This is a genomic window from Variovorax sp. CCNWLW186 (genome assembly GCF_037203865.1).
Lineage (GTDB): Bacteria > Pseudomonadota > Gammaproteobacteria > Burkholderiales > Burkholderiaceae_C > Variovorax.
Genome location: NZ_JBBCBO010000026.1, coordinates 22,134 through 44,580 on the forward strand (window position 1 = coordinate 22,134; position 22,447 = coordinate 44,580).

General features: G+C 65.7%; 23 protein-coding genes. 13 read left to right on the top strand and 10 right to left on the bottom strand.

From position 1 onward, the window contains the following. Nucleotides 1-87 precede the first annotated feature (87 nt). The gene (locus tag V9K97_RS23655; protein ID WP_337321093.1) at nt 88-2,496 is read left to right on the top strand and encodes a DUF1631 family protein; all 2,409 of its coding nucleotides are present in this window, start codon (nt 88-90) and stop codon (nt 2,494-2,496) included. Between the two features lie 4 nt (nt 2,497-2,500). Here the strand turns inward: V9K97_RS23655 and V9K97_RS23660 are convergent, their stop codons facing one another. The 3 genes from V9K97_RS23660 to V9K97_RS23670 all read right to left on the bottom strand — a co-directional run bounded on the left by V9K97_RS23660 (nt 2,501) and on the right by V9K97_RS23670 (nt 5,490). After that, nucleotides 2,501-3,019 carry a DUF494 family protein gene (locus tag V9K97_RS23660; RefSeq protein WP_126748578.1) on the bottom strand — a complete coding sequence of 173 codons (519 nt, stop codon included), beginning with the start codon at nt 3,017-3,019 and terminating at the stop codon, nt 2,501-2,503. Nucleotides 3,020-3,099: 80 nt separating this feature from the next. Continuing rightward, nucleotides 3,100-4,245, bottom strand: a complete 1,146-nt coding sequence (dprA, locus tag V9K97_RS23665) for a DNA-processing protein DprA (RefSeq protein WP_337321095.1) — start codon at nt 4,243-4,245, stop codon at nt 3,100-3,102. 30 nt (nt 4,246-4,275) lie between these two features. Then, nucleotides 4,276-5,490 carry a LysM peptidoglycan-binding domain-containing protein gene (locus tag V9K97_RS23670; protein ID WP_126748576.1) on the bottom strand — a complete coding sequence of 405 codons (1,215 nt, stop codon included), beginning with the start codon at nt 5,488-5,490 and terminating at the stop codon, nt 4,276-4,278. A 161-nt stretch (nt 5,491-5,651) separates the two neighbouring features. Here V9K97_RS23670 and def point away from each other — a divergent pair, with 161 nt between their 5' ends. Genes def through V9K97_RS23695 form a run of 5 tightly spaced genes read left to right on the top strand, consistent with a single transcriptional unit; the run spans nt 5,652 to nt 8,695 of the window. Then, a complete protein-coding gene (gene def, locus V9K97_RS23675; protein WP_258502924.1) occupies nt 5,652-6,173 on the top strand; it encodes a peptide deformylase in 522 nt (173 codons plus the stop codon). A gap of 2 nt (nt 6,174-6,175) precedes the next feature. Further along, entirely contained in the window at nt 6,176-6,670 is a 495-nt protein-coding gene (locus V9K97_RS23680) for a hypothetical protein (protein WP_337321097.1), read from the top strand. Beyond that, nucleotides 6,667-7,620, top strand: a complete 954-nt coding sequence (gene fmt, locus V9K97_RS23685) for a methionyl-tRNA formyltransferase (protein WP_337321100.1) — start codon at nt 6,667-6,669, stop codon at nt 7,618-7,620. Before V9K97_RS23680 ends, fmt begins: the two co-directional genes overlap by 4 nt. After that, nucleotides 7,620-8,360, top strand: coding sequence for an AzlC family ABC transporter permease (locus tag V9K97_RS23690; protein WP_258502921.1), 741 nt, complete (start codon nt 7,620-7,622; stop codon nt 8,358-8,360). The genes fmt and V9K97_RS23690 overlap by 1 nt, the downstream gene beginning before the upstream one ends. Continuing rightward, entirely contained in the window at nt 8,357-8,695 is a 339-nt protein-coding gene (locus V9K97_RS23695; RefSeq protein ID WP_337298298.1) for an AzlD domain-containing protein, read from the top strand. The genes V9K97_RS23690 and V9K97_RS23695 overlap by 4 nt, the downstream gene beginning before the upstream one ends. A 15-nt stretch (nt 8,696-8,710) precedes the next feature. On the opposite strand, the gene V9K97_RS23700 is transcribed toward V9K97_RS23695, so the two are convergent. From V9K97_RS23700 to V9K97_RS23725, 6 genes are read right to left on the bottom strand one after another with little or no spacing between them, the layout of a single operon-like run. Further along, nucleotides 8,711-9,688 (bottom strand): Bug family tripartite tricarboxylate transporter substrate binding protein, encoded by a 978-nt coding sequence (locus V9K97_RS23700; RefSeq protein WP_337298299.1) that lies wholly within the window; start codon nt 9,686-9,688, stop codon nt 8,711-8,713. Nucleotides 9,689-9,729: 41 nt separating this feature from the next. Continuing rightward, nucleotides 9,730-10,707 (bottom strand): MBL fold metallo-hydrolase, encoded by a 978-nt coding sequence (locus tag V9K97_RS23705; protein WP_337321102.1) that lies wholly within the window; start codon nt 10,705-10,707, stop codon nt 9,730-9,732. Beyond that, nucleotides 10,704-10,907: a DUF2783 domain-containing protein gene (locus V9K97_RS23710; RefSeq protein ID WP_337321103.1), complete on the bottom strand. Its 204-nt coding sequence runs from the start codon at nt 10,905-10,907 to the stop codon at nt 10,704-10,706. Before V9K97_RS23710 ends, V9K97_RS23705 begins: the two co-directional genes overlap by 4 nt. Further along, the gene (locus V9K97_RS23715; RefSeq protein WP_337321105.1) at nt 10,904-12,553 is read right to left on the bottom strand and encodes an FAD-dependent oxidoreductase; all 1,650 of its coding nucleotides are present in this window, start codon (nt 12,551-12,553) and stop codon (nt 10,904-10,906) included. Before V9K97_RS23715 ends, V9K97_RS23710 begins: the two co-directional genes overlap by 4 nt. 7 nt (nt 12,554-12,560) lie before the next feature. After that, entirely contained in the window at nt 12,561-13,682 is a 1,122-nt protein-coding gene (locus tag V9K97_RS23720; protein WP_337321107.1) for an alpha/beta hydrolase family protein, read from the bottom strand. Next, nucleotides 13,675-14,235 carry a VOC family protein gene (locus V9K97_RS23725; protein WP_337321108.1) on the bottom strand — a complete coding sequence of 187 codons (561 nt, stop codon included), beginning with the start codon at nt 14,233-14,235 and terminating at the stop codon, nt 13,675-13,677. The genes V9K97_RS23720 and V9K97_RS23725 overlap by 8 nt, the downstream gene beginning before the upstream one ends. Before the next feature lie 88 nt (nt 14,236-14,323). Between V9K97_RS23725 and V9K97_RS23730 the strand changes: the two genes are divergently transcribed. The 6 genes from V9K97_RS23730 to V9K97_RS23755 all read left to right on the top strand — a co-directional run bounded on the left by V9K97_RS23730 (nt 14,324) and on the right by V9K97_RS23755 (nt 20,651). Continuing rightward, nucleotides 14,324-15,229, top strand: coding sequence for a LysR family transcriptional regulator (locus V9K97_RS23730; protein ID WP_337321109.1), 906 nt, complete (start codon nt 14,324-14,326; stop codon nt 15,227-15,229). A 93-nt stretch (nt 15,230-15,322) separates the two neighbouring features. Then, nucleotides 15,323-16,516, top strand: coding sequence for a phosphoglycerate kinase (locus V9K97_RS23735; RefSeq protein WP_337321110.1), 1,194 nt, complete (start codon nt 15,323-15,325; stop codon nt 16,514-16,516). 84 nt (nt 16,517-16,600) lie between these two features. Next, complete coding sequence (pyk, locus tag V9K97_RS23740; protein WP_157616358.1) at nt 16,601-18,049, top strand: pyruvate kinase; 1,449 nt, start codon at nt 16,601-16,603, stop codon at nt 18,047-18,049. 278 nt (nt 18,050-18,327) lie between these two features. After that, complete coding sequence (locus tag V9K97_RS23745; RefSeq protein WP_337321111.1) at nt 18,328-19,020, top strand: hypothetical protein; 693 nt, start codon at nt 18,328-18,330, stop codon at nt 19,018-19,020. Nucleotides 19,021-19,035: 15 nt separating this feature from the next. Then, nucleotides 19,036-20,073 (top strand): hypothetical protein, encoded by a 1,038-nt coding sequence (locus V9K97_RS23750; RefSeq protein WP_337321112.1) that lies wholly within the window; start codon nt 19,036-19,038, stop codon nt 20,071-20,073. A 38-nt stretch (nt 20,074-20,111) separates the two neighbouring features. After that, nucleotides 20,112-20,651: a hypothetical protein gene (locus V9K97_RS23755; protein WP_337321113.1), complete on the top strand. Its 540-nt coding sequence runs from the start codon at nt 20,112-20,114 to the stop codon at nt 20,649-20,651. Nucleotides 20,652-20,734: 83 nt separating this feature from the next. Here V9K97_RS23755 and V9K97_RS23760 read toward each other — a convergent pair whose 3' ends face one another. Further along, entirely contained in the window at nt 20,735-21,751 is a 1,017-nt protein-coding gene (locus V9K97_RS23760; RefSeq protein ID WP_337321114.1) for a 1-aminocyclopropane-1-carboxylate deaminase, read from the bottom strand. Nucleotides 21,752-21,886: 135 nt separating this feature from the next. Between V9K97_RS23760 and V9K97_RS23765 the strand changes: the two genes are divergently transcribed. Further along, nucleotides 21,887-22,396: an Lrp/AsnC family transcriptional regulator gene (locus V9K97_RS23765; RefSeq protein ID WP_337321115.1), complete on the top strand. Its 510-nt coding sequence runs from the start codon at nt 21,887-21,889 to the stop codon at nt 22,394-22,396. Nucleotides 22,397-22,447 lie beyond the last annotated feature (51 nt).

The window sequence follows — 22,447 nt, forward strand, 5'->3', positions numbered from 1 at the left end:
GCTGATGCACACTTGTGCAGTTGCTTTTCCCGATGCAAGCTCTCGGCTGTTGCCGAATAGAGCTTCACCGGCCTTCCCGATCTTTCAATGAGTATTGCGCGGTCCGCCTCTTCCTTGCAGCTCGCACGCGAGACGCGTGAGCGTTTCGTGCTGGCGACCGGGAGCGTCATCGTTCCCCTGGCGCAGGCCATTCGGGACCGCCTGACCAGGCAGGCTTCGGAAGTCGGTAGCGCGCGCGCCATGCAGGAAAGCCGTGACGATTTCGTGGCATTCCAGGGGCAGGCCACGCAATGGGTTTCGCTGGCCCAGACCAGCTGGCGCAAGTCGGTGAACACGCCGGGTGCGGCGGCCGGCGCATCGTCCACAGGCGGGCTGCGGCTCGAACTGATCGGCGACGACGTGATGGAAAGCAACATCCTGTCGTCCCGCCTGGCGCAGGCGATCCAGGAAAAAGCGAGCTTCGAACTCAGCGACCTGCGGCTGCGCATCCAGCACCTCGAAGGCACCACCGAGCTGGACGCCCATGACGTGCTCAGGCCCGAAGCGCTGTCCAAGCTGCTGGTGGACCAGTGGCTGGCGGCCGGCTTGAGCCGCGCGCTCTGGGCCCGCGTGCAGGACACCGTGCAGCAGCTCCTGGTCGGCGCGGTCGTCAAGGCCTACGAAGACGCCAACGCGTTCCTGGTCTCCAAGGGCGTGATGGAGGAGATCGATCTCAAGAATTTCGTGCGCCGAACCGGCGGTTCCGGCGGCTCCAGCGGACCGGCGACGGTGCCCGGGTCGCCATATGCCGGCGGCGGTGCCAGCCAGGCTCCGGGTGCCGCCTCGCGCCATGGCTCGTCGGAAGCGTCGCCGCAAGCGCGGGGCTTTGCGCCGTCGGTGCCGCTCGCAACGACTGGCGGCTCGCCGCTGCTGCTTGCCCGCCAGCGCGCGCAGACGGCGTTGCTCAGCCTCAAGCGCTTTGTCGCCGCCCGCATCGGTGCGGCAGACATGCAGTCCACCATGTCTTCGTCGCCGCAGTCGGTCGCCGGAACGGACGGCAGCGCGCCCGCGGGCGGCGCCGGCGGGGGTGGCGGGGGCGGCGGCACTTCGCGGGCCGTTTCCAATACCTTTGCAGCCGTGATCGCCGATGCCGAAGCCGCCTACAGGATGGCCGCCACGCAGTACATGCAGAACAGCCCCGGCGATCAAGCCACCATGCTCCAGCAGGCGTCGGTCGATCTGCGTCGGCGCAGCGCCGAGATCAAGAAGCGCGCGCCCACTACGGCCGACAAGGCCACCGTCGAGATCGTGGCGCTCATGTTCCAGGCCATCCTCGCGGAGGAGCGCATTCCTTTCTCGGCCCGCGTGTGGTTTGCGCGGCTGCAGATGCCCGTGCTGCGCGTGGCCATTGCCGAGCCCGAGTTCTTCGGCACCCTGCAGCATCCGGCGCGCATGCTGATCGACCGCATGGGCTCTTGCGTGATGGGCTTCGATGCCGCGGCCATTTCGGGCAGTGCGCTCGAAGGCGAAATCCGCCGCGTGGTGCAGGTGATCGAGCAATACCCCGAAACCGGGCAGCGCGTTTTCAAGCTGGTATTCGACGAGTTCGTCGCGTTCCTCGGGCGCTATCTCACGCAAAGCGACACCACCCAGCGTGTCATGAGCGTGGCGCAGCAGGTCGAGCAGAAGGAAACGATGGCGATCCAGTACACCATCGAGCTGCGCAAGATGCTCAACGACATGCCGGTGCGCGACGAGATCCGCGAGTTTCTCTTCAAGGTCTGGGCCGAGGTGCTGGCCATTGCCGCACTGCGCTACGGCGCCCAGGGCGAGCAGACGGTCATGCTCAAGCGCGTCGCCTCCGAGCTGGTGTGGGCCGCGAGCGCCAAGCCCAACCGCGCCGACCGCGCCCGCGTGATCCAGGACCTGCCGCAGCTGCTTCAGCGACTGCGCCTGGGCATGAACCTGCTGGGCATCATCGACGAGCCCCAGGAAGCCCACATCAAGACCATCGGCGCGACCTTGTCCGATGCCTTCCTGTCGAAGACCGAGGCCATTCCCGCCGCCAAGATCGAGGCCATGGCCGAGCGCCTGGCGCACCTGGAAGACTTTGTGAGCGACGAAGGCGGCGCCTCCAACCTGCCGCTGGATGCGAACAGCATCGAGCTGCTGCTCGGCGTGGATGCGGCCTCGATCGAGGTGGTGCCCGATACCTCCGGCGCCGTTGTGGCCGAAGACATGCTGGAGTGGGCACACGAACTCCAGGTGGGCAACTGGTTCATGCTCGACCACAACGACCGCGTGAGCCAGGTTCAATTCGTCTGGCGCAGCGACCGCAAGCAGCTGCACCTGTTCGCTTCGGCCGACGGCCGCAGCTTTCTCATCCAGGTCGGCCGGCTGGCCAACTACCTGCAAGCCGGCCTTCTGGTACCGGCCGAGGAAGAAACACTCACGGTGCGCGCCACGCGCGAGGCGCTCGCCAAGCTCGACGCCAACCCGGAGCGCCTGCTGAACTAGCCGGCTAGTGCGCGATGCGGCCCTCGCGGCTTTCGCAGAGTTCGTCGAGCACCAGCGCGTCGGGCTCGATGCCGGTGCTCCAGTGCACCATCAGCACGATGATCTTGAGTTCGTCGAGCGCAACCGGATCGCCCGGTGCGGCCATGGCGCGCTCGATGACGATTTCGCGCAAACCGCAAGACAGCACGTTCGACGACTCGAGAAAACGGATGAAGCCGAGGCAGTCGGCGCCCAGGTGCTCCTGCTCGGCCTGGGAATACACCCGCATGGCATTGCTCGACTGGGGCAGCGCGGCTTCGGGGGCGCCCCGCAGCGTGACGGTGGCAATGGCGTCGTCATCGGCGCTTCGCTCGAGTTGCATGCCTTGGGTTGCAAGGCTCAGGCCGTCAAGCCAGTGCAGCGCATCGCGGATCTCTTCTGCCTCGAAGCCGTGGGCACTGAGCTTGCGGCCCAGTTGTCCGGGTTCGGGGCAGGCATCGCCGCGCCAATAGTTTTCGTAGACAAAAACAAGCACTTCGAACATGAGCCCAATATAGCCGAAGCTTGTTGCGAGCTCCCGGGCTTCATGTCACTTCTTCCCTCCTTTTTGGGGGGAGAAAAATACTAAGCCGCCGCCGTTCTCTGGAACAGCCCGCCGGGCAGGCGCGCCACATGGCCGTCGAGTTCGAGCTCGAGCATCTTGGCCTGCAGCGCGGCTGCGCTCCAGCCGGTGCGTGCGCTCAGGGCGTCGAGGTTCACCGGATCGAAGCCCAAGGCCTCGAGCAGCGGATTTTCAGCGGCTGAAGAGGAGGCGCCCGCATCGCCGAAAAGACCCGCATTCGCGCTGGCTGCGCGCAGGTCGGGCAGTTCTTCGATGATGTCGTTGACGGACTCGACCAGCTTTGCACCCTGGCGGATCAGCGCGTGGCAGCCGCGCGATTGCGGCGAATGGATCGAGCCCGGAATGGCGAACACTTCCTTGCCCTGTTCCGAGGTCAGGCGAGCCGTGATCAGCGAACCCGACTGGAGTGCGGCCTCCACCACCAGCGTGCCGCGCGCCAGGCCGGCAATGAGGCGGTTGCGCTTCGGGAAGTTCTGCGTGAGCGGAGGCGTGCCGAGCGGCAGCTCGCTCACGATCAGTCCGTGCTGCGTGATGCGGTGCGCCAGGTCGCGGTGCCGGGCCGGGTAGACGCGGTCGAGGCCGGTCCCCACGATGGCCACGGTCGCGAGCCGGGGCGCATCGCCGGCCGCGTCAAGCGCGCCCTGGTGCGCGGCGCCGTCCACGCCGAGCGCCAGCCCCGAAATCACCGGCAAGCCCGCGTCGCCCAGCGCCCGTGCAAAGGCGCGCGCATTCGCGGCACCCTGCGGCGTGGGGTTGCGGCTGCCCACTACCGCAATGCTGTTGGTGAGCTGTGTCAGGTCGAAGTCCGCTGCGCCCAGCACATAGAGCATCAGCGGCGGGTCGACCATTTCGAGCAGCGACGCCGGATAGCCCGCATCGCCCAGCGTCACGATACGGCGGGCGGTGCCGTCATCCGGGCCGGATTGCAGCCACTGCCAGGTCAAGTCGATTTGCGCCTGAAGGCCGTTGGGCGGCTGCTGCAAGGCGTCGGCCTGCGCCTGGGACACCACCTGCCGGAGCGCCGCGGCGGGCTGCGCAAAAATGCCCTCAGGCAGCCCGAAGGCCGCAAGAAGCTTGCGTGCGGCGCCGTCGCCGATGCCCGGCGTCAGTGAAAGCCGCAACCAGCCTGCGAGTTCTGCGCGTTCCAAACGAAGCGAAAAATGGAAAGCGTGAAGGCGTCAGGGATTGACGAGGAAGTCGCCGGCGCGCGGGGTGTCGGTGATTTCGAGCACCAGCGCGTACGACACCTTTTCGAACGGGCGGAACACCATCAGCAGGCCGATGCGTTCGTTCGGAAGCTTGATCGTTTCCTTGCGTTCGCCAGTGCGGTCGAGAATGGTTTCGCCGTTCTTCAGGATGGCCAGCACGTGGCCGCTGTCGACGCCGTCGCGCGTGCCCTTGTTGATGGCCACCACCTGGTTCTGCGCCGCAAACTGAACCGCATTGCCGTAGACCGAGATGATGCGGCCTTCGACCTGCGTGGAGGGCGCGCGCGGCGCGTAGCTCAGCAGCTGGCGCGGCGGCTCGGGCAGCAGGCGGTCGCCGGCGCGGATTTCCTCGCGTGCCGCGATGATGTCGATGCTGGCCGGCACCACCGTGATGACGTCCTTGTCCTTCTGGGTCTCGACCGTGGTCGATTCGCCGCGCTGGAGCTGGGCCTTGCCCAGGTACTGCGCCTCGTAGCCGAGGATTTCACCGGTTCCCGGGTCCTTGAGCGGCGTGGCGCTGCGGAACACACGGAAGTTCTTCAGTGGACCCGGCGTTTCGAGCAACGGCGTATCGGCATTGCCGCGCGCATAGGCACGGTCGCCGCGCGACAGCAGCACCCGGCTGTCGTTGCCGGCCACGATGCGCGGCGCGCTTTGCAGCGTGTCGGCGTCCACCACGATCGGCTCGCTCAGGAACGGCTCGATGATGCTCGGGTTGAGCGTGGGCAGCGCCATGCCGGCCAGCGAATCGAAACGCGTGCGCGGCGACAGCTTGATGGTGCCGCCGTCTGCGCTGCCGCCCGCGCCGCGGCGCATGGTGAGGCGCGCGCGGCCGCCGGTCTTGTCCAGGTAGAGAACCTGGCCCGGGTAGATGCGGTGCGGGTTCGCGATCTCGTTGATGTTCATGCCCCACAGTTCCGGCCAGCGCCAGGGGCGCAGCAGGTAGAGGCGCGAAATGGCCCAGAGCGTATCGCCGGGCTTGACCGTGTATTCGTCCGGCGCGCTGGCCGCCAGTTCGCTCAGCGGAACGCCGTTCTGGGCGGTTTGCTGTGCCGTGGCGCGTTGCTGCGGAGTGACGGGGTAGTTCTGAGCCCAGGCCGTCGTGCCGCCGCTGATTACCGCAAGGGCTGCCAACGTGGCGAAAAGATGCGGGCGCTGGCGGACAGGGGTTCGGAGCTTTTTCATGTCTGGATGGGTGAGCGCATCAAAGTATCGGTGCGCATACGAATCTCACAATTTGCTACGAATTCTGCGCCCGAAGCCCTTTAAAGGGCAACGTTTTCAGGCGATCCGAGCTCATCGCGTCGCGGAATTGGCGAAAATAGCCACAACTTTTCCCGTTTTTCATGGCCAAACGAATCATTCTGAGTTACCCGGACAAGCGACTGCACACGGTTGCCAAGCCGGTACAGGGCGTCGATGCACGCATCAAGGCCCTGGTTGCCGACATGCTGGAGACCATGTACGACGCCAACGGCATCGGGCTGGCCGCCACCCAGGTCGACGTGCACGAGCGCCTGGTCGTCATCGACGTTTCCGAAGAGCGCAACGAGCCGCTGGTGCTCATCAACCCCGAAATTATCTGGGCAAGCGACGAAAAGGTGCTGAACGAAGAGGGTTGCCTCTCGGTGCCCGGCATCTACGACGGCGTGATGCGCTCCACGTCGGTCAAGGTGCAGGCGCTGGACGAAAACGGCGAGCTGCGCACCATCGAGGCCGAAGGCCTGCTCGCCGTGTGCATCCAGCATGAGCTCGACCACCTGCTGGGCAAGGTGTTCGTCGAATACCTGTCGCCGCTCAAGCGCAACCGCATCAAGAGCAAGCTGCTCAAGCAGCAGCGCGAAGAGGCCAGGGAAGGCAGGGCCTGAGGATGCGCCTTGCCTGGCCGAGTGCTTTTATCGTCGCCGCCGGGCTGCTGCTGGCCGGCTGCGCCAGCGAACCGACGCGCATCGTGCCGGGCACCACGACGGCCGAAACCCTGCAGCGCCTGGGGCCTCCGACGGGCCGCTACCCGCTCACCGGCGGCGGCGAGCGCCTGCAGTATTCGCGGATGCCGGCCGGCTACGAGGTGATCGACATCGACGTCGATGCCTCCGGCAAGGTGGTTTCCGTGACGCAGGTGCTCAACGAGGCGCGCTTCGGCCACGACATCAAGGTTGACCGATGGCGCCAGAACGACGTGGTCGCCTTCTATGGCCGGCCCTATGAAATCAGCCGCGTCAGTTCTTTCGACGGCACCGTCTGGACCTGGCGCTACAAGGCCGTGAACGAGCGCCGCATGCTCTATATCTATATCGACCCCACCGGCGTGGTTCGCCGCTATCACACGGGGGATGACCTCGAACTCGATCGGATCCGGGATTGAACCCGCTCAAGGTCGTTTTTGCGGGCACGCCCGAGTTTGCGCGCGTCGCGCTCGAGGCCATTGCCGCGGCCGGACATGAAGTGGTGCTGGTGCTGAGCCAGCCCGACCGACCCGCCGGGCGCGGCATGAAGCTGCAGGCCTCTCCCGTCAAGCAATGTGCCGTGGCCAACAACTGGCCTGTGATACAGCCCCGTAGCCTGCGACTCGACGGCAAGTACCCGGAAGACGCTTCAGCCGCGCGCGAGGCCCTTCTGGCGGCAAAACCCGATGTGATGGTGGTTGCGGCCTATGGGCTCATCCTGCCGCAATGGGTGCTGGACCTGCCGAAGTTCGGCTGCCTCAACATCCACGCCAGCCTGCTGCCGCGCTGGCGCGGCGCAGCGCCGATCCACCGCGCCATTGAAGCCGGCGACACGCAAACCGGCATCACCATCATGCAGATGGACGCCGGCCTGGACACGGGCGACATGCTGCTGCGCGAGTCAGTGGATATCGGCAACGACAGCACCGCCCGCCTGCACGACCGGCTGGCCGAACTGGGCGGCCGCATGATCGTCGAGGCGCTGGCCGATATCGGCAAGCTGGAGCGCACCCCGCAGCCTGCCGAAGGCGTGACCTACGCCAACAAGGTCGAAAAGCATGAAGCGCAGGTCGACTGGAACCAGCCTGCCGACGCCATCGTGCAGCGCATTCGCGCGTTCGATCCTTTTCCCGGTGCCAACAGCGTGCTCGATGGAGAAACCATCAAGCTCTGGGCCGCCTACGCCGCGCCCGCCGAACAATCGGCCGCACCCGGCACCATCCTCGCTGTTACCGACGCGGGCGTTGCGGTGGCCGCGGCCGGCTCGATCGTGATGGTCACCGAACTCCAGCGTCCCGGCGGCAAGCGCCTGGCCGTGGCCGATTTCCTGCGCGGCTTCGACCTGAAGCCCGGGCAGGTGTTCGGCTGATGTTCCTGTCCGCAGCCATCCGCCGCCGCCCAGAATTCCGCGCCGGCATCCGAGACATGTCCTCGGCCGCTCTGGGCATCGGCGCCTGGGGCCTCATGACCGGCGTTGCCATGGTCAAGTCGAACATGAGCGTGCTGGAATCCGTGGCAATGACGCTGCTGGTCTACGCCGGCAGTTCGCAGCTCGCCGCCATTCCGCTGCTGTTCGCAGGCGCGCCGGCCTGGGTGATATTGGCCACCGGCTTTTGCGTCAACCTGCGCTTCGTGGTCTTCAGCCTGCACCTTCGGCCATACCTCATGCACATGCCGCGCTGGCGCCGCATGACACACGGCTATCTCACCGCCGACCTGAGCTATGCGCTCTTCACCCGGCGGTATACGTCGCCGCCGGTCGGGCCCGACGAGCAGAAGGCGCAGGAGGCCTATCTCACCGGCAACTACTTCGTGACCTGGTGCTCGTGGATGGGCATGAGCCTTCTGGGCATTGCGCTGGCCAACTTCATTCCGCAGAACTGGGGCCTCGGTTTTGCGGGCGTGCTGAGCCTGGTGGCCATCGTCTGCTCGATGGCGACCACGCCGCTGCGCATGCTGGCCGCGCTGATTGCCAGCGTTACCGCGGTGGCGGCCTATGCGCTGCCGCTCAAGCTCAACATCGTGGTGGCCATCGGCACGGCGGTGCTGCTGTGCTTCTGGCTCGAGAAGCAGCTCGGGCTCGACCCGGATGCGGAAGACAACAAATGAGCGGCACCACCGATTTCTGGACGCTCGCAATCATCGTCGGACTGGCCGGGGTCACGGTGCTCACGCGGTGCTTCTTCTTCATTCTCGACCGCCCCTGGGGCTTGCCCGACTGGGCGCACCGCGCGCTGCACTACGCGCCGGCCGCGGCATTGGCAGGTGTGATCGCGCCGGAGATCGTGATGACCCAGGGCCACCTGATCACCACGCTGCACGATGCACGCCTGTACGCCACGGTGGTTGGCGCCGCTTATTACTATTGGCGGCGCGGCGTGCTCGGCACGATGCTGGCGGGCATGGCGGTGTACCTGCCCTTGCACCTGTGGCTCGGCTGGTAGCAGTCGGCCCTTTCTCTAGTCCAGCTTCACGCCCGCGGCCTGGATGATCTTGCCCCAGCGCTCGCTCTCCGCCCGCGACAGTTTGTAGAACTCCTGCGGCGTGCCCGGCAGCGGCTCGAAGCCGAAATCCGCAAACAGCTTCACCACCTTGGGTGCCTTCATCGCCTTCTGCAGCTCGCTGTTGATGCGCGCGACCGCTTCCGGCGGCATGCCGGCCGGGCCGATCAGGCCGTGGAAGGCATAGGCGTTCACGTCGCTGAACCCGGCCTCGACGAAGGTTGGCACTTCGGGCAACGCGCCCGCACGCTGAGGAAGTGCAATCGCGAGCACCCGCACCTTGCCCGCCTTGATGATCGGCAGGCCTGAAGCCAGGTCGAGCATCATCGTCGGCACCTGGCCGCCCATCAGGTCGGTCATGGCGGGTGCGGCGCCCTTGTACGGCACATGCGTGATGCTGATACCGGCCTTCTGCTTGAAGAGTTCCATCGCCATGTGGTGCGGCGAGCCGTTGCCGGGCGACGCGTAGCTCACCTTCTCGGGGTTGGCCTTTACGTAGCGCACGAACTCGGCCACGTTCTTCGCGGGAAAGTCCGGGTGCACCACCAGCGCCACCGGAAAGCGGCCGATGGTGCCGATGTAGGTGAAGTCGCTCGCAGGCTTGTAGGGCAGCTTGGCGAACATGTGCTCGTTGAAGAGCAATGCTGCATTCTCGGCCTGCATGATCGTGTAGCCGTCGGGCTTGGCCTGCATCAGCACCGACACGCCGATGTTGGTGGATGCGCCCGGCCGGTTGTCGATGATGAGCGGCTGCCCGAGCGAAGGCTGCATGGCCTCGGCCAGCGCGCGCGCCAGGTTGTCGGTGCCGCCGCCGGCCACGTAGGGCACGATCCATTTGACGGGTTGGCTCGGGTAGGCGGCCTGTTGGGCAGATGCGAAAGGCACTGCGGCAGCCAGCGCGAGGGTTGCGGCCAGCAGGGGAAGAAATCGTTTCATCGCTTGTGTCTCCGTTGCTTGTTTTGAAAATCGGTAGCGGGTCAGTCCCCGCGCAGCGTCTGCCAGAGCTCGCGGTCGCGCTCCGCCGTCCACACCACGGGGTGTTCGATGCCGCGCAGTTCGTCATAGGCGCGCGACACGTCGAAGGGCAGCACGTGCTGGAACACCGGCCATGCGCCGAAGCGCGGGGTCATCGCCGCTTCTGCGCGCGCGAAGCAGCCCTTGAGCGTTTCGCCCGCGGCAATGCCGGCTTTCACGCTGTCGAGCAGGGTGCCAAGAAAAGCCTGGGTTAGGCCGATGGCTTCGGCGCAGGCGGCTTCGTCTTGCAGCACGGCGCCGCGTCCGGGCACCAGCACGCGCGGCTTCAATGCCCGCACCGCGTCGAGCGTGCCGGCCCAGTCGCCGATGTAGGCATCGCCCGCGTACACGCCGCAGTGGTTCTCCACCACGTCGCCTGAGAACAGCACGCCGCAGTCGGGGAGCCACGCGACCGTGTCGCCGCTCGAATGGCCGCGGCCCAGCGCCATCAGGCGCAGTTCACGGCCCAGGCCGCGTCGTGGACCGAGCCACAGGCTCATCTCGCGCTCGAAGCTCGTCGTCGGGAAGGTGAGGCCCGGAATCTCTTCCACCCCCGCGAACAGGCGCGGAAAACGCCCGACCTCCGAATCGAAGTCGGCCTGTCCGCGCGTGCGGATCCAGTCGAGCGTGCCGTTGCTCGCGATGATGGCCTCGACCTCGTCGAACGCGCTTGCACCCATCACGCGCACCGCGTGGTAGTGCGTGAGCACGATGGTCTTGATCGGCTTGTCGGTCACTGTGCGAATGGCGGCGAGAAAGTCGCGGGCCATGCGCGGCGTGGGCCGGGTGTCGATCAGCACCACCTCCTCGTCGCCGACGACGAAGCCGCAGTTCGGATCGAAGTCGCTGATGTAGCCGTACACGCCGGGCGCGAGCTCACGCAGTTGCGGTTTCTGCTCGCGTGTGTCGGAGGCGGAAGCGAAGGAGACGTTGGCGTTCATGGGGCTTGAATGGTCGTAGTGTCTTCGGCCGCTGCACGGATGCAGTCGAGCAGCACGGCCTGGTCGCCGCACTGGTTGGCCAGCAGCAGCACGAGGCGGGCGTTGAGGTCGGCGCTCTGCGCTTCGCTCAAGCCTTCGTGCGCTGCGAGCAGGGCGGCGTAGAAGCCGTCCGGATCGGGGATGCGGGGCTCGGTAATCATGAGTTGGTGTTCCGGGGAAGGGCTGTGCGCAGCGCGTCGGCAATGGCCGCGGACGTGGCATTCGTCAACGTCGCGGCGCGGTAGGCGTCGGGGCGCACGAGCACCAGGCTGCCCGCGTCGCGCAGGCCAAGGTGGTTCGTGACCCGGTCGTCGACCTGCAGCGTCGGCAAGCCGCTGTCGCCGCCGATGGCCAGCAGGCGCAGCGGCAACGATGCGGTTGATTCCATCGCCGCCGTGGCCTCGGTGCGTGTCGGCGCCAGCCACAGACCGATGCACTGCGTGCCGTCGGCCAGAAGCTGCATCAGCGTCGTCTCGCTTCCGTCGGCCCAGCGCAGCGGCAGGTTCTGCACGCTGCGCCCGCCTTCAGGCAATTGCGGCGCGGGTGGATAGTCGTTCGCAACCGACATGCGGCCCGTGTTCACCAGCGCCCGCGCAAACGGATGGCGCGCCGCCAGCGACACGACCGCGCGCCGCAGCGTGTGCTCGGCCGGCGAACGCGGCGCAAGGAAGCGCGCCGACCGGCTCGTGACCCGCAGGTTCTCTTGCGCGGCGGGCTGGCGTTCGGCGTCGTAGCTGTCGAGCAGCGCATCGCTCGCCTGCCCTTGCGCAACGAGCGCCAGCTTCCAGCCGAGATTCGCCGCGTCCTGGATGCCGCTGTTGCCGCCCCGCGCGCCGAACGGGCTCACCACATGCGCGGCATCGCCGATGAAGAACACATTCCCGCGGCGGAAGCTGTCGAGCAGATGGTCGCGATAGCCGTACGGCCCGATCCACACGAACTCGAATTCCACGCCCGGCCCCAGCTGTTCGCGCAGCCGCGCGCCGGCCACTTCGGGCTTGCTGATGTAGCTCGTGTCGCAGTCCTCGGGCATCTGGTAGTCGATGCGCCACACACCGTCGGCCATCAGGTGCTGCCACACGCCGCGGCCTTCGTTGAAGGGTGCGTCGACCCAGGTCCAGCGCTCGGTGGGCAGCGGCTTCTTGAAGCGCACGTCGCTGATGCACCAGCGGTCGGTGCTGCGCGACGAGTGCGCATCAATGCCCAGCTGCGCGCGGATCGGGCTGTTGGCGCCTGTGGCGTCGATCAGCCGGTCGGCCTCGATGGTGTAGCGGCCGGCGGGCGTCTCGACCTCGATGCGCACGCCGTCGTGCAACTGCTCGACGCTGGCCACGCGGTTCTTCCAGCGCACGTCGGTCAGCCCCAGTTCCAGGATGCGCTCGACCAGGAACCATTCGACGTAGAACTGCTGCAGGTTGATGAAAGGCGGCTGCCTGGAGACGCTGTTCGCCTGCAGGTTGAAGTTGTAGACCTCCTGCTCGCCCGAGAAGGTGCGCCCGAATGACCAGGTGATGCCCTTGGCGGCCATGCGCTCGTAGATGCCCAGGCGCTCGAAGATCTCCAGGCTCTTTTGTGCGTAGCAGATGCCGCGCGACGAGGCGCCGCGAACACCCACGGTGTCGTCTTCGTCGAGCAGCACGGCGCGCACGCCGCGCTGTGCCAGGTCGCAGGCCAACGTGAGGCCCGAAGGCCCGGCGCCGACGATCACGATCGGGTGGCGAACGGTCTTTGTGCCGCCCAGTTCGGGCGGCGGGGTGAAGGGCCAGCTCGGTAGCTCGTAGGCCGGCGCGAATGCAAAGGTTTCCATGTCCGGTCTACAGCGCGTGGGCAAATTCGGCAATCGCGTCGGCCGCCTTTGGAACGAGCTCAGGCTGTCCCGCCAGGTAGTGGTTGCCGCCCACGATGTCGACATTGCGGATGCGCGCGCCGCCGGCGGCCATCCACGCATCCCGTGTGCTCGGAAAGGTCGACTGGTCGCCCGTGTAGGTGAGCAGCAGCTTGGGCACGGTGGTGCGCGCGAGATTAGTGGGCCCGTCCGCTTGCGAGCGCGAAGACCACTGTGAAAGAAACGCCGTGAGCGACGTGGTGCGTCCCATCGCATTGGCCGAGTAGTTCACTTGCCGCGCATCGCCCCATACGCTGCCCGGCTGCCGGTCGTTGGCATCGAGCGAAAGATCCGCGCAGCGCGGGTCGGCATGCGTGCGGTAGACGATGAAGGTCTGGTCGCGCGGTGCGCCCGGTGTGCCGCGCAGCAGCGCGAGCCGGTTGATGCACCATTGCTCGATGCGGTCGAGCCGCGCCTTCTGCGCCGCGCTGAAGCGGGCGAGAAACTCGGGCTCGTAGGGCACGCGGTGGCGCGGGTCGTACATGTCGAGCTCGGGGTCCACCGACAGCGGATCGTGCTCGTCGGTGACTGAAGGGTCGATCCAGTCGCGCATCAGCCGCGTGCGGCCCAGGTGCGCGGCGCACAGGGCAATGCCGTCGACCGGCGGCAGGTCGTCCGGGTGCAGGTGCGTCGGGTCGCCGTCCGGAAAGTGCGTGGCGGTGAGCTTCTCGGCCTGCGCCTGGTAGAAGCTCGCGAGCGCCGCGCCGCCCGAGTTGCCGACCAGGAACACCTTCTCGTAGCCGGCCGCGCGCAGGTACTGCACGCCGGCCCCCAGGTCCTGGATGGCGCGCTCCATCAGCAGCACCGTGTCGTTGCCCATGTAGCGCGAGTTCAGCCCCATGCAGCAGATGCCGCGGTCGGCGAGCGGGCCGATGAGGTAGTGGCCCATGAAGTTGCTGGTCGGATGCATCACGATGGCCGCGATCTTCTTTGGGCCTTGCGGCGCGCGAAAAGCGCCGTAGATGCGCGGGCGCAGCATCTGCAGGCCCGACTGGCTCTCCATCGCAGCGCCGGGCTTCACGTCGATGACGGCGAGCTGCAATTCAGACATTTGCGGTGCCCCTTGCGGCGCGCAGCTCGGCCTTGCGCACGGTCCACGTGTCGAGGTCCGAACGGGCGCGCAGCGCATGCGCTTCCATCTCGGCCTGCGGCACGGTCGGCGTGGTCAGCTCCACGCGAATGCCATTGGGGTCGAAGAAGTAGATCGATTCGATGATGTGGTGGTCGGTTACGCCCAGCACTTCAACGCCGGCGTTCTCCAGCCGCGCCTTGGCGGCGAGCAGGTCGCCCACCGAATCCACTCGCAGCGCGATGTGGTTCACCCACGCGGGGGTGTTGGGCGAAGGCAGCGCGGCGATGTCGTCGCCCAGGTCGAAGAAGGCGATGTACGAACCGTCGCGCATCTGGAAAAAGATGTGCACGTAGGGGCAGTACTCGCCCGTGCTCGGCACGTGGTCGCTCTTGATCACGTGCGCGAGCGGCAGGCCCAGCAGGTCTTCGTAGAAGCGGCGGGTCTCCTCGCTGTCGCGGCAGCGCCAGGCAAAGTGGTGCAGTCCACGCACTGGTGGGGCGGGTGGGGGCGCCGTGGGGTCGGTCGTCGGCATGGCTTCTTGTCTCCGGTGAGCCGTGATTGGGCGACGCCGCGTCTTATGATGCAATCGAAATTAATTCATCGATTGATGAAATAAACATATGAATCTGACCCTGCGCCAATTGCGCGCCTTTGCTGCGGTGGCCGAAACGGGCGGCTTCACTGCTGCGGCGCAGCAACTGCATCTCACGCAATCGGCGCTCAGCGTGCTGGTGCGCGAACTCGAGCGCGAAATGGGCGTGAAGCTGCTCGACCGCCACACCCGGCGCGTGCAGCTTTCCGAAGCGGGGCGCGAGTTCCTGCCCTCAGTGCACCGGCTGCTCGGCGACCTGACGAGCGCGGTGGCCGGCGTGACGGATTTGCGTGACAAGAAGAAAGGAGTGTTGCGCCTTGCAGCGCCCCAGCTGATGGCCTGCACACTGATGCCGCGGGTGATTGCTCTTTATCGCGAGGCGTACCCCGATGTCGACGTTCGCCTTGCCGATACCTTGCCCGAACACCTGCTCGCCGGCGTTGCGGCCGGCGATGTCGAACTCGCTGTAGGGCAGGACGTGGCCGTTGACGGCGCGATCGAACGCCGCACGCTGCTGCGCGACAGGCACTGGCTGATCTGCCCGCCGGACCACGCCTTTGCCAGGCGCCGCAAGGTGCGCTGGCATGAGCTCGGGCCGTACACCTTCATTGCCCCCACGCGCGACTTTCGCCAGCGCGTGCTGCCCGAACTGGGCCCGGCGGAGCGCGACTACATGCTGCGCCCGGGCACCCAGGAGGTGTCGTACATGACCACCGCGCTCGGCATGGTGGCCTCGGGGCTGGGGCTGACCGTATGCCCGACCTATTCCGCATCGCTCGTGCGCGCCCACGGCCTGCAGATGGTGCGATTGGAGTCGCCCGACTTCCACCGCGAGGTCTGCATCTACAGCGCCGCGCGGCGCACCCTGTCGCCGGCTGCGGCGAGCTTTGTCGAAGTGCTCGAACGCTTCGCCAGGGCGCAGCCGAAAGGTTGACGCAAAGCATCGGAACGCCGCAAGAGGCGTGTAGAGCTGCCGCTGAGCGAAACCTACAATGCAAGGCGACTTGTCTTCCACGAAACACAGACCATGAACGTCATTCGATTCACCGACCTCTGCGCGCAGGGCAAGGCCGCCGGCCAGCGCGTCTTCATCCGTGCCGACCTCAACGTGCCGCAGGACGACGCAGGCAACATCACCGAAGACACGCGCATTCGCGCCTCGGTGCCCTGCATCCAGCTGGCGCTCGACGCCGGCGCCGCCGTCATGGTCACCTCGCACCTGGGCCGCCCGACCGAAGGCGAGTTCAAGCCCGAAGACTCGCTTGCCCCCGTGGCCAAGCGCCTGGGCGAGCTGCTGGGTCGCGAGGTTCCGGTGGTGGCCAACTGGATCGACGGCGTCGACGTGAAGCCCGGCCAGGTCGTTCTGCTCGAGAACTGCCGCGTCAACAAGGGCGAGAAGAAGAACGACGAAGCGCTGGCCCGCAAGCTCGCGGCCCTCACCGACATCTACGTGAACGACGCCTTCGGTACCGCGCACCGCGCCGAAGCCACCACCTACGGCATCGCGCAGTTCGCCAAGGTGGCCGCGGCCGGCCCGCTGCTCGCAGCCGAGCTCGACGCCATCTCGAAGGCGCTGGCCTTGCCCAAGCGGCCGCTGGTGGCCATCGTGGCGGGTTCCAAGGTGAGCACCAAGCTCACCATTCTCAAGAGCCTGTCGGCCAACGTCGACCAGCTCATCGTCGGTGGTGGCATCGCCAACACCTTCATGCTCGCGGCCGGCCTCAAGATCGGCAAGTCCCTGGCCGAGCCCGACCTCGTCGACCAAGCCAAGGAAGTGATCGAATCCATGCGCGCGCGCGGCGCCGACGTGCCGATTCCGGTGGACGTGGTCACGGCCAAGACCTTTGCGGCCGACGCGCCCGCCACGGTAAAAGACGCGAACAACGTGGCCGATGACGACCTGATCCTGGACATCGGTCCGAAGACCGCCGAGATCCTTTCGGCGCAACTGCGCAAAGCCGGCACCATCGTCTGGAACGGCCCCGTGGGCGTGTTCGAGTTCGACGCCTTCGCGGGCGGCACCAAGGCCATTGCGCAGGCCATTGCCGAGAGCAGCGCCTTCTCGATCGCAGGCGGCGGCGACACGCTCGCGGCCATTGCCAAGTACGGCATCGAGAAGCAGGTCGGCTACATCTCGACAGGCGGCGGCGCCTTCCTCGAGGTGCTCGAGGGCAAGACCCTCCCGGCCTTCGAAATCCTTGCCAAGCGTGCTGCGGGCTGATTTTTCGCGCCCGTGCCGCGGTGCCCGCTTCCTGTTGTCGCACAAAGTGTATACAGTAGCGGATACAAAATGGAGACAAGCTCAATGATCACGGATCGCCTTCCCCGCCACGCCACCAAGATCGTCGCCACGCTCGGCCCGGCTTCCAATACGCCCGAGCTGCTGGAACAGATGATCCTGAACAAGGTCAGCGTGGTGCGGCTCAACTTCAGCCACGGCACCGCGCAAGACCACATCGACCGCGCCGCCATGGTGCGCGAAGCCGCCCGCAAGATCGGCCGCGAGGTGGCGATCATGGCCGACCTGCAAGGCCCCAAGATCCGCGTCGGCAAGTTCGCGCAGGGCAAGGTCTGGCTCGAGCCGGGCGCCAAGTTCGTGCTCGACGCCTCGCGCACCGAGCCGGGCGATGCCGATGCCGTCGGCCTCGACTACAAGGACCTGCCGCGCGACGTGCGCCCCGGCGACCGGCTGCTGCTGAACGACGGCCTCATCGTGCTCACGGTCGACGCGGTGCGGGGCGAGGCGGTGCACACCACCGTCAAGCTGGGCGGCGAGCTCTCCAACAACAAGGGCATCAACAAGCAGGGCGGCGGCCTCACGGCGCCGGCGCTCACCGCCAAGGACATGGAAGACATCAAGACCGCGATGAGCTTCCAGGCCGACTACGTGGCGGTGAGCTTTCCGAAGAACGCCACCGACATGGAAATGGCGCGCCAGCTGTGCAACGTGGCCGCGGCCGAGTACGGGCACAAGCCCGGGCTCATCGCCAAGATCGAGCGCGCCGAAGCCATTCCCAAGCTGGAAGAAATCCTGCGCGCGAGCGACGGCATCATGGTGGCGCGCGGCGACCTGGCGGTCGAAGTCGGAAACGCCGCCGTGCCCGCGCTGCAGAAAAAAATGATCCGCATGGCGCGCGACATGGACAAGGTGGTGATCACCGCGACCCAGATGATGGAGTCGATGATCACCAACCCCGTGCCCACCCGCGCCGAAGTGAGCGACGTGGCCAACGCCGTGCTCGACGGCACCGACGCGGTGATGCTCTCGGCCGAAACCGCCTCGGGCCGCTACCCGCTCGAAACCGTGCAGGAGATGAGCCGCATCTGCGAAGCCGCCGAATCGGCCGAAGACAAGACCCTTGACGCCGACTTCAGCGGCAAGACCTACAGCCGCATCGACCAGTCGATTGCCATGGGCGCGCTGTTCACGGCCCACCACCTCGGCGCCAAGGCGATCGTGGCGCTCACCGAGTCGGGCTCCACGCCGCTGTGGATGAGCCGCCACCGCGCGCACATTCCGATGTACGCGCTGACGTCGCGCCTTGCCACGCAGCGCCGCATGGCGCTCTACCGCAACGTGCGCCCGCTGCTGATGGATTCGGAGAGCGACCGCGACACCGCGCTCGAGCAGGCCGAAGCCCACCTGAAGAAGCGCGGCATCGTGCAGACCGGCGACGTCTACGCGATCACCTGCGGCGAGCCGATGGGTGCCCCGGGCGGCACCAACATGCTGAAGATCTGCCGGGCGAGCTGATCGATCGGGCATCGACGATGTCTCGAACGCCGTAAGGGCGGGAGACATCGAATGCGCAATTGCATACATCCAAGGCGGTGCTGCCGGCCTTGCCGACGGCGCTGTCCGTTGCAGGGTGCGGCGTTCTGCCGCGTGTGTCGAATTTCAATCCTTCCGACGGATAGACGTCGATAAGTTCACGATCGGCGGGGAAAGGCGCGTTGGTTTTGAACCGACCCCAAGAAATCCTGCGTGACACTGGCGGATGTGACCGTGACACCCGGAGGGCAGGAACATCAATGAAGCAATTGCACGCATTCAAAGCGGTGCTGCTGGCCTTGGCGACGGCTGTGTCCGTTGCAGGGTGCGGCGTTCTGCCGGCGGGGTCGAATTTCAACTCCTCCACGGCAGCGTCATGCGCGGTCCAGAGCGCCAAAGCTCGGCCTCCGAAACACCCCATCGTCGAACTGGCATGGTGCATCGCGCGGACGGATGACCTTTCCGATCCAAACCGCTTGTTTCATGAAACGCTGAAGATCAAGAACGACCGGGACGACAGCGAGTCCAGAAACGTCCCTAGGCGAATCCCAGCGGGGGCAGAGGCGGAGGCAGAAGAGCTTCGACATTTGCCAGCGGGGGTCAGCAACTTTTACTACACGCGTGCAGATGACGACAGACCAAGATTTGGGGGGAAAAGGTATTTCAGCTTTGCCGTCGACATCAGGAAATCATGCGTGACACTGGCGGATGTGATCGCCACCTTCGGCGATGGCTTCACCGTCTCGCCACACCGCACCGTAGCGCCTGCTGTGGCGTTGCCAGGGGTGGTGCCAACGCCGCCCTTTCAAACAGGAAAGCTCCAGGGCATCTTCTATGTCACTCACCGCTTCTTCAAGGGGCCTAGGAACGGGCGAATTGAATTCGATTTCAGTTACTACGAATGCGTGGGAGGCATCACCGTTCAGCGCGACCTTGAATCACTGAAGAATTAGAGGGGAAAGCAAGAAATGAGCACGTTTACCACAGCCATCACAGCAGAGTGGTTGGCCGATAAAACGAACAAATTCAAGGCTTACAACATTTCGCCCGATGCACTCGCGATGATCAACAGGTCGGAAGCCCTCAAGGCCGACATGCGCGCTTATGCAGCCAGTGACTACACCGTCGCTGCAAAGGTCAATCCCAAGACCGATGCGGGCGAGTACAGCACGCCGATGAGCAAGGACATCCCAGGCTACCTCCACATTGCCTCCAGCCGCTTCAACACCCCCGAAGGCACAGTCAGCATCCTGGCCCACGAACTCGGGCACTTCCGCGTCGAAGAACCCAATGCCGCCATCGCGACCGTGCGCGCCAACGCGCTGACTGAAAAAGACAAAGCCGCTTACGAGAGCGCCTGCCACTTGACCGAAGGCTACGCCCACTACAACGAAGTCAAAGTGCGCGAAGAAATCCTGGAAACCAATCGCTTGGCCGCCGAACTCGAGCAACGGCCCCTTACGGAACAGGAAGTTCAACTGGAATCCCGCTGGCGCGGTGAAGGGGTGCACGGCAGCCGCGGCGAAGGCCAGGACCATCTGATCGCCCAACGCATTGCCGATGCCGCCCGGGAAGAACCCGGCCACATGACCGTCGCCCAGGTCATGGAGGCGGCCGTCTTTGAACTGGCTCAGAACAACAGGGGCAACGTCACATCGAACACCAGGCAAACCTACGGCCAATTCTGTGAAGTCGAGGCGAGCCGCATGCTGCCTGGCGCCGCGCCTGCAGGAGCAATGGGCGAAGCGCAACGCACGCCGCAGACGCCATCCAAGGAGCCCTCACCCACCGACGACCTGTCCGCATTTCTGGACCGCATGCTGAGCGCCGATGACGCCACCTTCAGAAGAATGCAACAGACGCTGGCGGACCTGCCGCCGGGCCGAGAGGTGATTGCAGAGGGCATCGCGGAGGTAAATCGCCAGGAGCAATGGGTTGCGCAGCAACAGGCTCAAGCTCAGCAGCAGCCTGCAATGAATGCGCCAGTGATGGTCATGCGCCACTAAAGCTCCATCCACGCGCGGAACAGGCGAGGCAAATAAAAATGAACGATCAAACCATGCTGGCGTTGGCGAGCAAGATGAGCGCACTGGTCGAAAAGTTCGAGCGCCGATGCGAGCAATCCGGCTCGGAACTGCAAAAGCTTTCCCAACAGCTGCCGGCAGTGGTGCGCCAAGCCGCCAACGAGCAGCTGGGCCGACTGCCAGAGGCGGTGCTTGCAGATGTCCGCAGCGGCATCGAGCGGCCGGTTTCAGACTATGAACGGCGCCTGCGCGAAGCAGGCGAACAAATCCAGCAGTCTTCTCTTGCCTTGAGCGCGCAGCTACGACGTGCCGAGACGTTGCACCGCCACCTGATCTGGAAGGTTGCAGGCATCACGCTGGGCAGCCTGGTGTTGATGCTGGCGGGCGGTGCTTGGTTGTCGAGTCAATACCACGACGAAATCTCGAAGAACCAGATTTCTGCCGCATTGCTCAAGGCCTACAACGAGGCCGATGTCACGCTGTGCGACGGACACCTGTGTGTCAGGACGGACAAGTCTGCCAAGCCTTCCGGGGAGTATCTGCGCGTCAAACCGCGATGACGGATCGAGGCAAATCGCCGGAACGATAGACGGGCTGAGTGGGTTCCTACCTGACCGAGATCTGTCGCGCGAACGGAGGTTGCTCAGCCGTTCCTGAACAGGAAGCTGTAGGCGTTCAGCGCGGGCACGCCGCCCAGGTGCGCGTACAGCACCTTCGAGCCGGCCGGGAATTCGCCCAAGCGCACTTTCTCGATCATTCCGTGCATCGACTTGCCCTCGTACACAGGGTCGGTCAGCATGCCTTCGAGGCGCGCGCAGAGGCGAATCGCTTCCAGCGTGCCTTCGTTGGGCAGGCCGTATTCGGGTCCACCGAAGCGGCGGTCGAGCACCACGTCTTTCTCGGTGATGTCGCGGCCCAGTTCCACCAATTCGGCCGTGCCCTTGGCAATGCGCACGATCTGCTCGAAGGTCTGCTGCGGCTTGGCCGAGGCGTCGATGCCGATCACTCGGTCGGCTCGGCCATCGGCCGCAAAGCCCACCACCATGCCGGCCTGCGTGCTACCCGTGACCGAGCAGGTCACGATGTAGTCGAACTTGAAGCCCAGTTCGGCCTCCTGCTGCCGCACTTCTTCAGCGAAGCCCACGAATCCCAGGCCGCCGCGCGGATGCTCCGAGCAGCCGGCCGGAATCGGAAAGGGCTTGCCGCCGCCCTTGCGCACGTCGGCCATGGCCTCTTCCCAGCTCTTGCGAATGCCGATGTCGAAGCCCGCGGCGTCGAGCCGCACGTCGGCGCCCATGATGCGTGACATCTCGATGTTGCCGACGCGGTCGTACACCGCATCGGAATAGTTGACCCAGTTCTCCTGCACCAGCACGCACTTCAGGCCCAGGTGCGCAGCCACGGCCGCCACTTGCCGCGTCTGGTTCGACTGGATGCCGCCGATCGACACCAGCGTGTCGTAGCCGCCCTCGAGCGCCTCGGGAATCAGGTATTCGAGCTTGCGCGTCTTGTTGCCGCCGAAGGCCAGGCCGCTGTTGCAGTCCTCGCGCTTGGCATAGAGCTCGACCTCGCCGCCCAAGTGAGCGCTCAGGCGCTTGAGCGGGTGAATTGGCGTGGGGCCGAAGGTGAGTGCGTGGCGGGGGAATTTCTTGAGATTCATCGGTGCTGCTCCAGAAAAGGGATGCATCGATGGTAGGAAGGAGCCGCCGAAACGTGCTTGCAAATTTTGGTGGAATTACGGCGTAAAAAAAGACAAGATCGGGCGATCAGAGATTTTTGGTTCGCCAAGACAAAGATGAGCAAAACAAAGTTGCGTGCCACCCCGGCACAGGCGGCCGAGGCGGCGGCAGAGCTGGATCGCACCGATCGCGCCATCCTTCGCGCCCTGCAGCGCGACGCCTCGGTGTCGAACGTGGCGCTGGCCGCCAAGGTCAACCTCAGCGCGCCCGCCTGCCTGCGCCGCGTGGAGCGGCTCAAGGCCGCCGGGCTCATCAAGGGCATCGTGGCGCTGCTCGATGCCGACGCGCTGGAGCTCGGCATGCTGGTGATGATCGGCGTGGTGCTCGACCGCTCCACGCCCGACTCGTTTGCCGACTTCGAAAAGGCCGCGCAAAAGGTGTCGGGCTGCCTCGAATGCCACGTGGTCACGGGCGAGTTCGACTACTTCATGCTCGTGCGCACGCGCGACAACGACAGCTTCAACCGCCTGCACGCGGAGCAGCTGCTGTATTTGCCGGGCGTGCGGCAGATCCGGACTTTCGTGGTGCTCAAGCAGGTGCTGTCGACCACGCAATTGCCGATCTAGGGGCGCGCGCCACAGCCCTGCCCGTTCCCCTGAGGTACCTGTCAGTGCCGT

Coding starts and splice junctions, on each gene's coding strand:
- V9K97_RS23715 (WP_337321105.1), bottom strand. CDS start 12,553: ATGGAAACCTTTGCATTCGCGCCGGCCTACGAGCTACCGAGCTGGCCC.
- V9K97_RS23655 (WP_337321093.1), top strand. CDS start 88: ATGAGTATTGCGCGGTCCGCCTCTTCCTTGCAGCTCGCACGCGAGACG.
- def (WP_258502924.1), top strand. CDS start 5,652: ATGGCCAAACGAATCATTCTGAGTTACCCGGACAAGCGACTGCACACG.
- V9K97_RS23695 (WP_337298298.1), top strand. CDS start 8,357: ATGAGCGGCACCACCGATTTCTGGACGCTCGCAATCATCGTCGGACTG.
- V9K97_RS23765 (WP_337321115.1), top strand. CDS start 21,887: ATGAGCAAAACAAAGTTGCGTGCCACCCCGGCACAGGCGGCCGAGGCG.
- V9K97_RS23755 (WP_337321113.1), top strand. CDS start 20,112: ATGAACGATCAAACCATGCTGGCGTTGGCGAGCAAGATGAGCGCACTG.
- V9K97_RS23745 (WP_337321111.1), top strand. CDS start 18,328: ATGAAGCAATTGCACGCATTCAAAGCGGTGCTGCTGGCCTTGGCGACG.
- V9K97_RS23735 (WP_337321110.1), top strand. CDS start 15,323: ATGAACGTCATTCGATTCACCGACCTCTGCGCGCAGGGCAAGGCCGCC.
- V9K97_RS23725 (WP_337321108.1), bottom strand. CDS start 14,235: ATGCCGACGACCGACCCCACGGCGCCCCCACCCGCCCCACCAGTGCGT.
- V9K97_RS23710 (WP_337321103.1), bottom strand. CDS start 10,907: ATGATTACCGAGCCCCGCATCCCCGATCCGGACGGCTTCTACGCCGCC.
- V9K97_RS23670 (WP_126748576.1), bottom strand. CDS start 5,490: ATGAAAAAGCTCCGAACCCCTGTCCGCCAGCGCCCGCATCTTTTCGCC.
- V9K97_RS23760 (WP_337321114.1), bottom strand. CDS start 21,751: ATGAATCTCAAGAAATTCCCCCGCCACGCACTCACCTTCGGCCCCACG.
- V9K97_RS23700 (WP_337298299.1), bottom strand. CDS start 9,688: ATGAAACGATTTCTTCCCCTGCTGGCCGCAACCCTCGCGCTGGCTGCC.
- V9K97_RS23750 (WP_337321112.1), top strand. CDS start 19,036: ATGAGCACGTTTACCACAGCCATCACAGCAGAGTGGTTGGCCGATAAA.
- V9K97_RS23660 (WP_126748578.1), bottom strand. CDS start 3,019: ATGTTCGAAGTGCTTGTTTTTGTCTACGAAAACTATTGGCGCGGCGAT.
- V9K97_RS23680 (WP_337321097.1), top strand. CDS start 6,176: ATGCGCCTTGCCTGGCCGAGTGCTTTTATCGTCGCCGCCGGGCTGCTG.
- V9K97_RS23690 (WP_258502921.1), top strand. CDS start 7,620: ATGTTCCTGTCCGCAGCCATCCGCCGCCGCCCAGAATTCCGCGCCGGC.
- V9K97_RS23730 (WP_337321109.1), top strand. CDS start 14,324: ATGAATCTGACCCTGCGCCAATTGCGCGCCTTTGCTGCGGTGGCCGAA.
- V9K97_RS23705 (WP_337321102.1), bottom strand. CDS start 10,707: ATGAACGCCAACGTCTCCTTCGCTTCCGCCTCCGACACACGCGAGCAG.
- V9K97_RS23720 (WP_337321107.1), bottom strand. CDS start 13,682: ATGTCTGAATTGCAGCTCGCCGTCATCGACGTGAAGCCCGGCGCTGCG.
- pyk (WP_157616358.1), top strand. CDS start 16,601: ATGATCACGGATCGCCTTCCCCGCCACGCCACCAAGATCGTCGCCACG.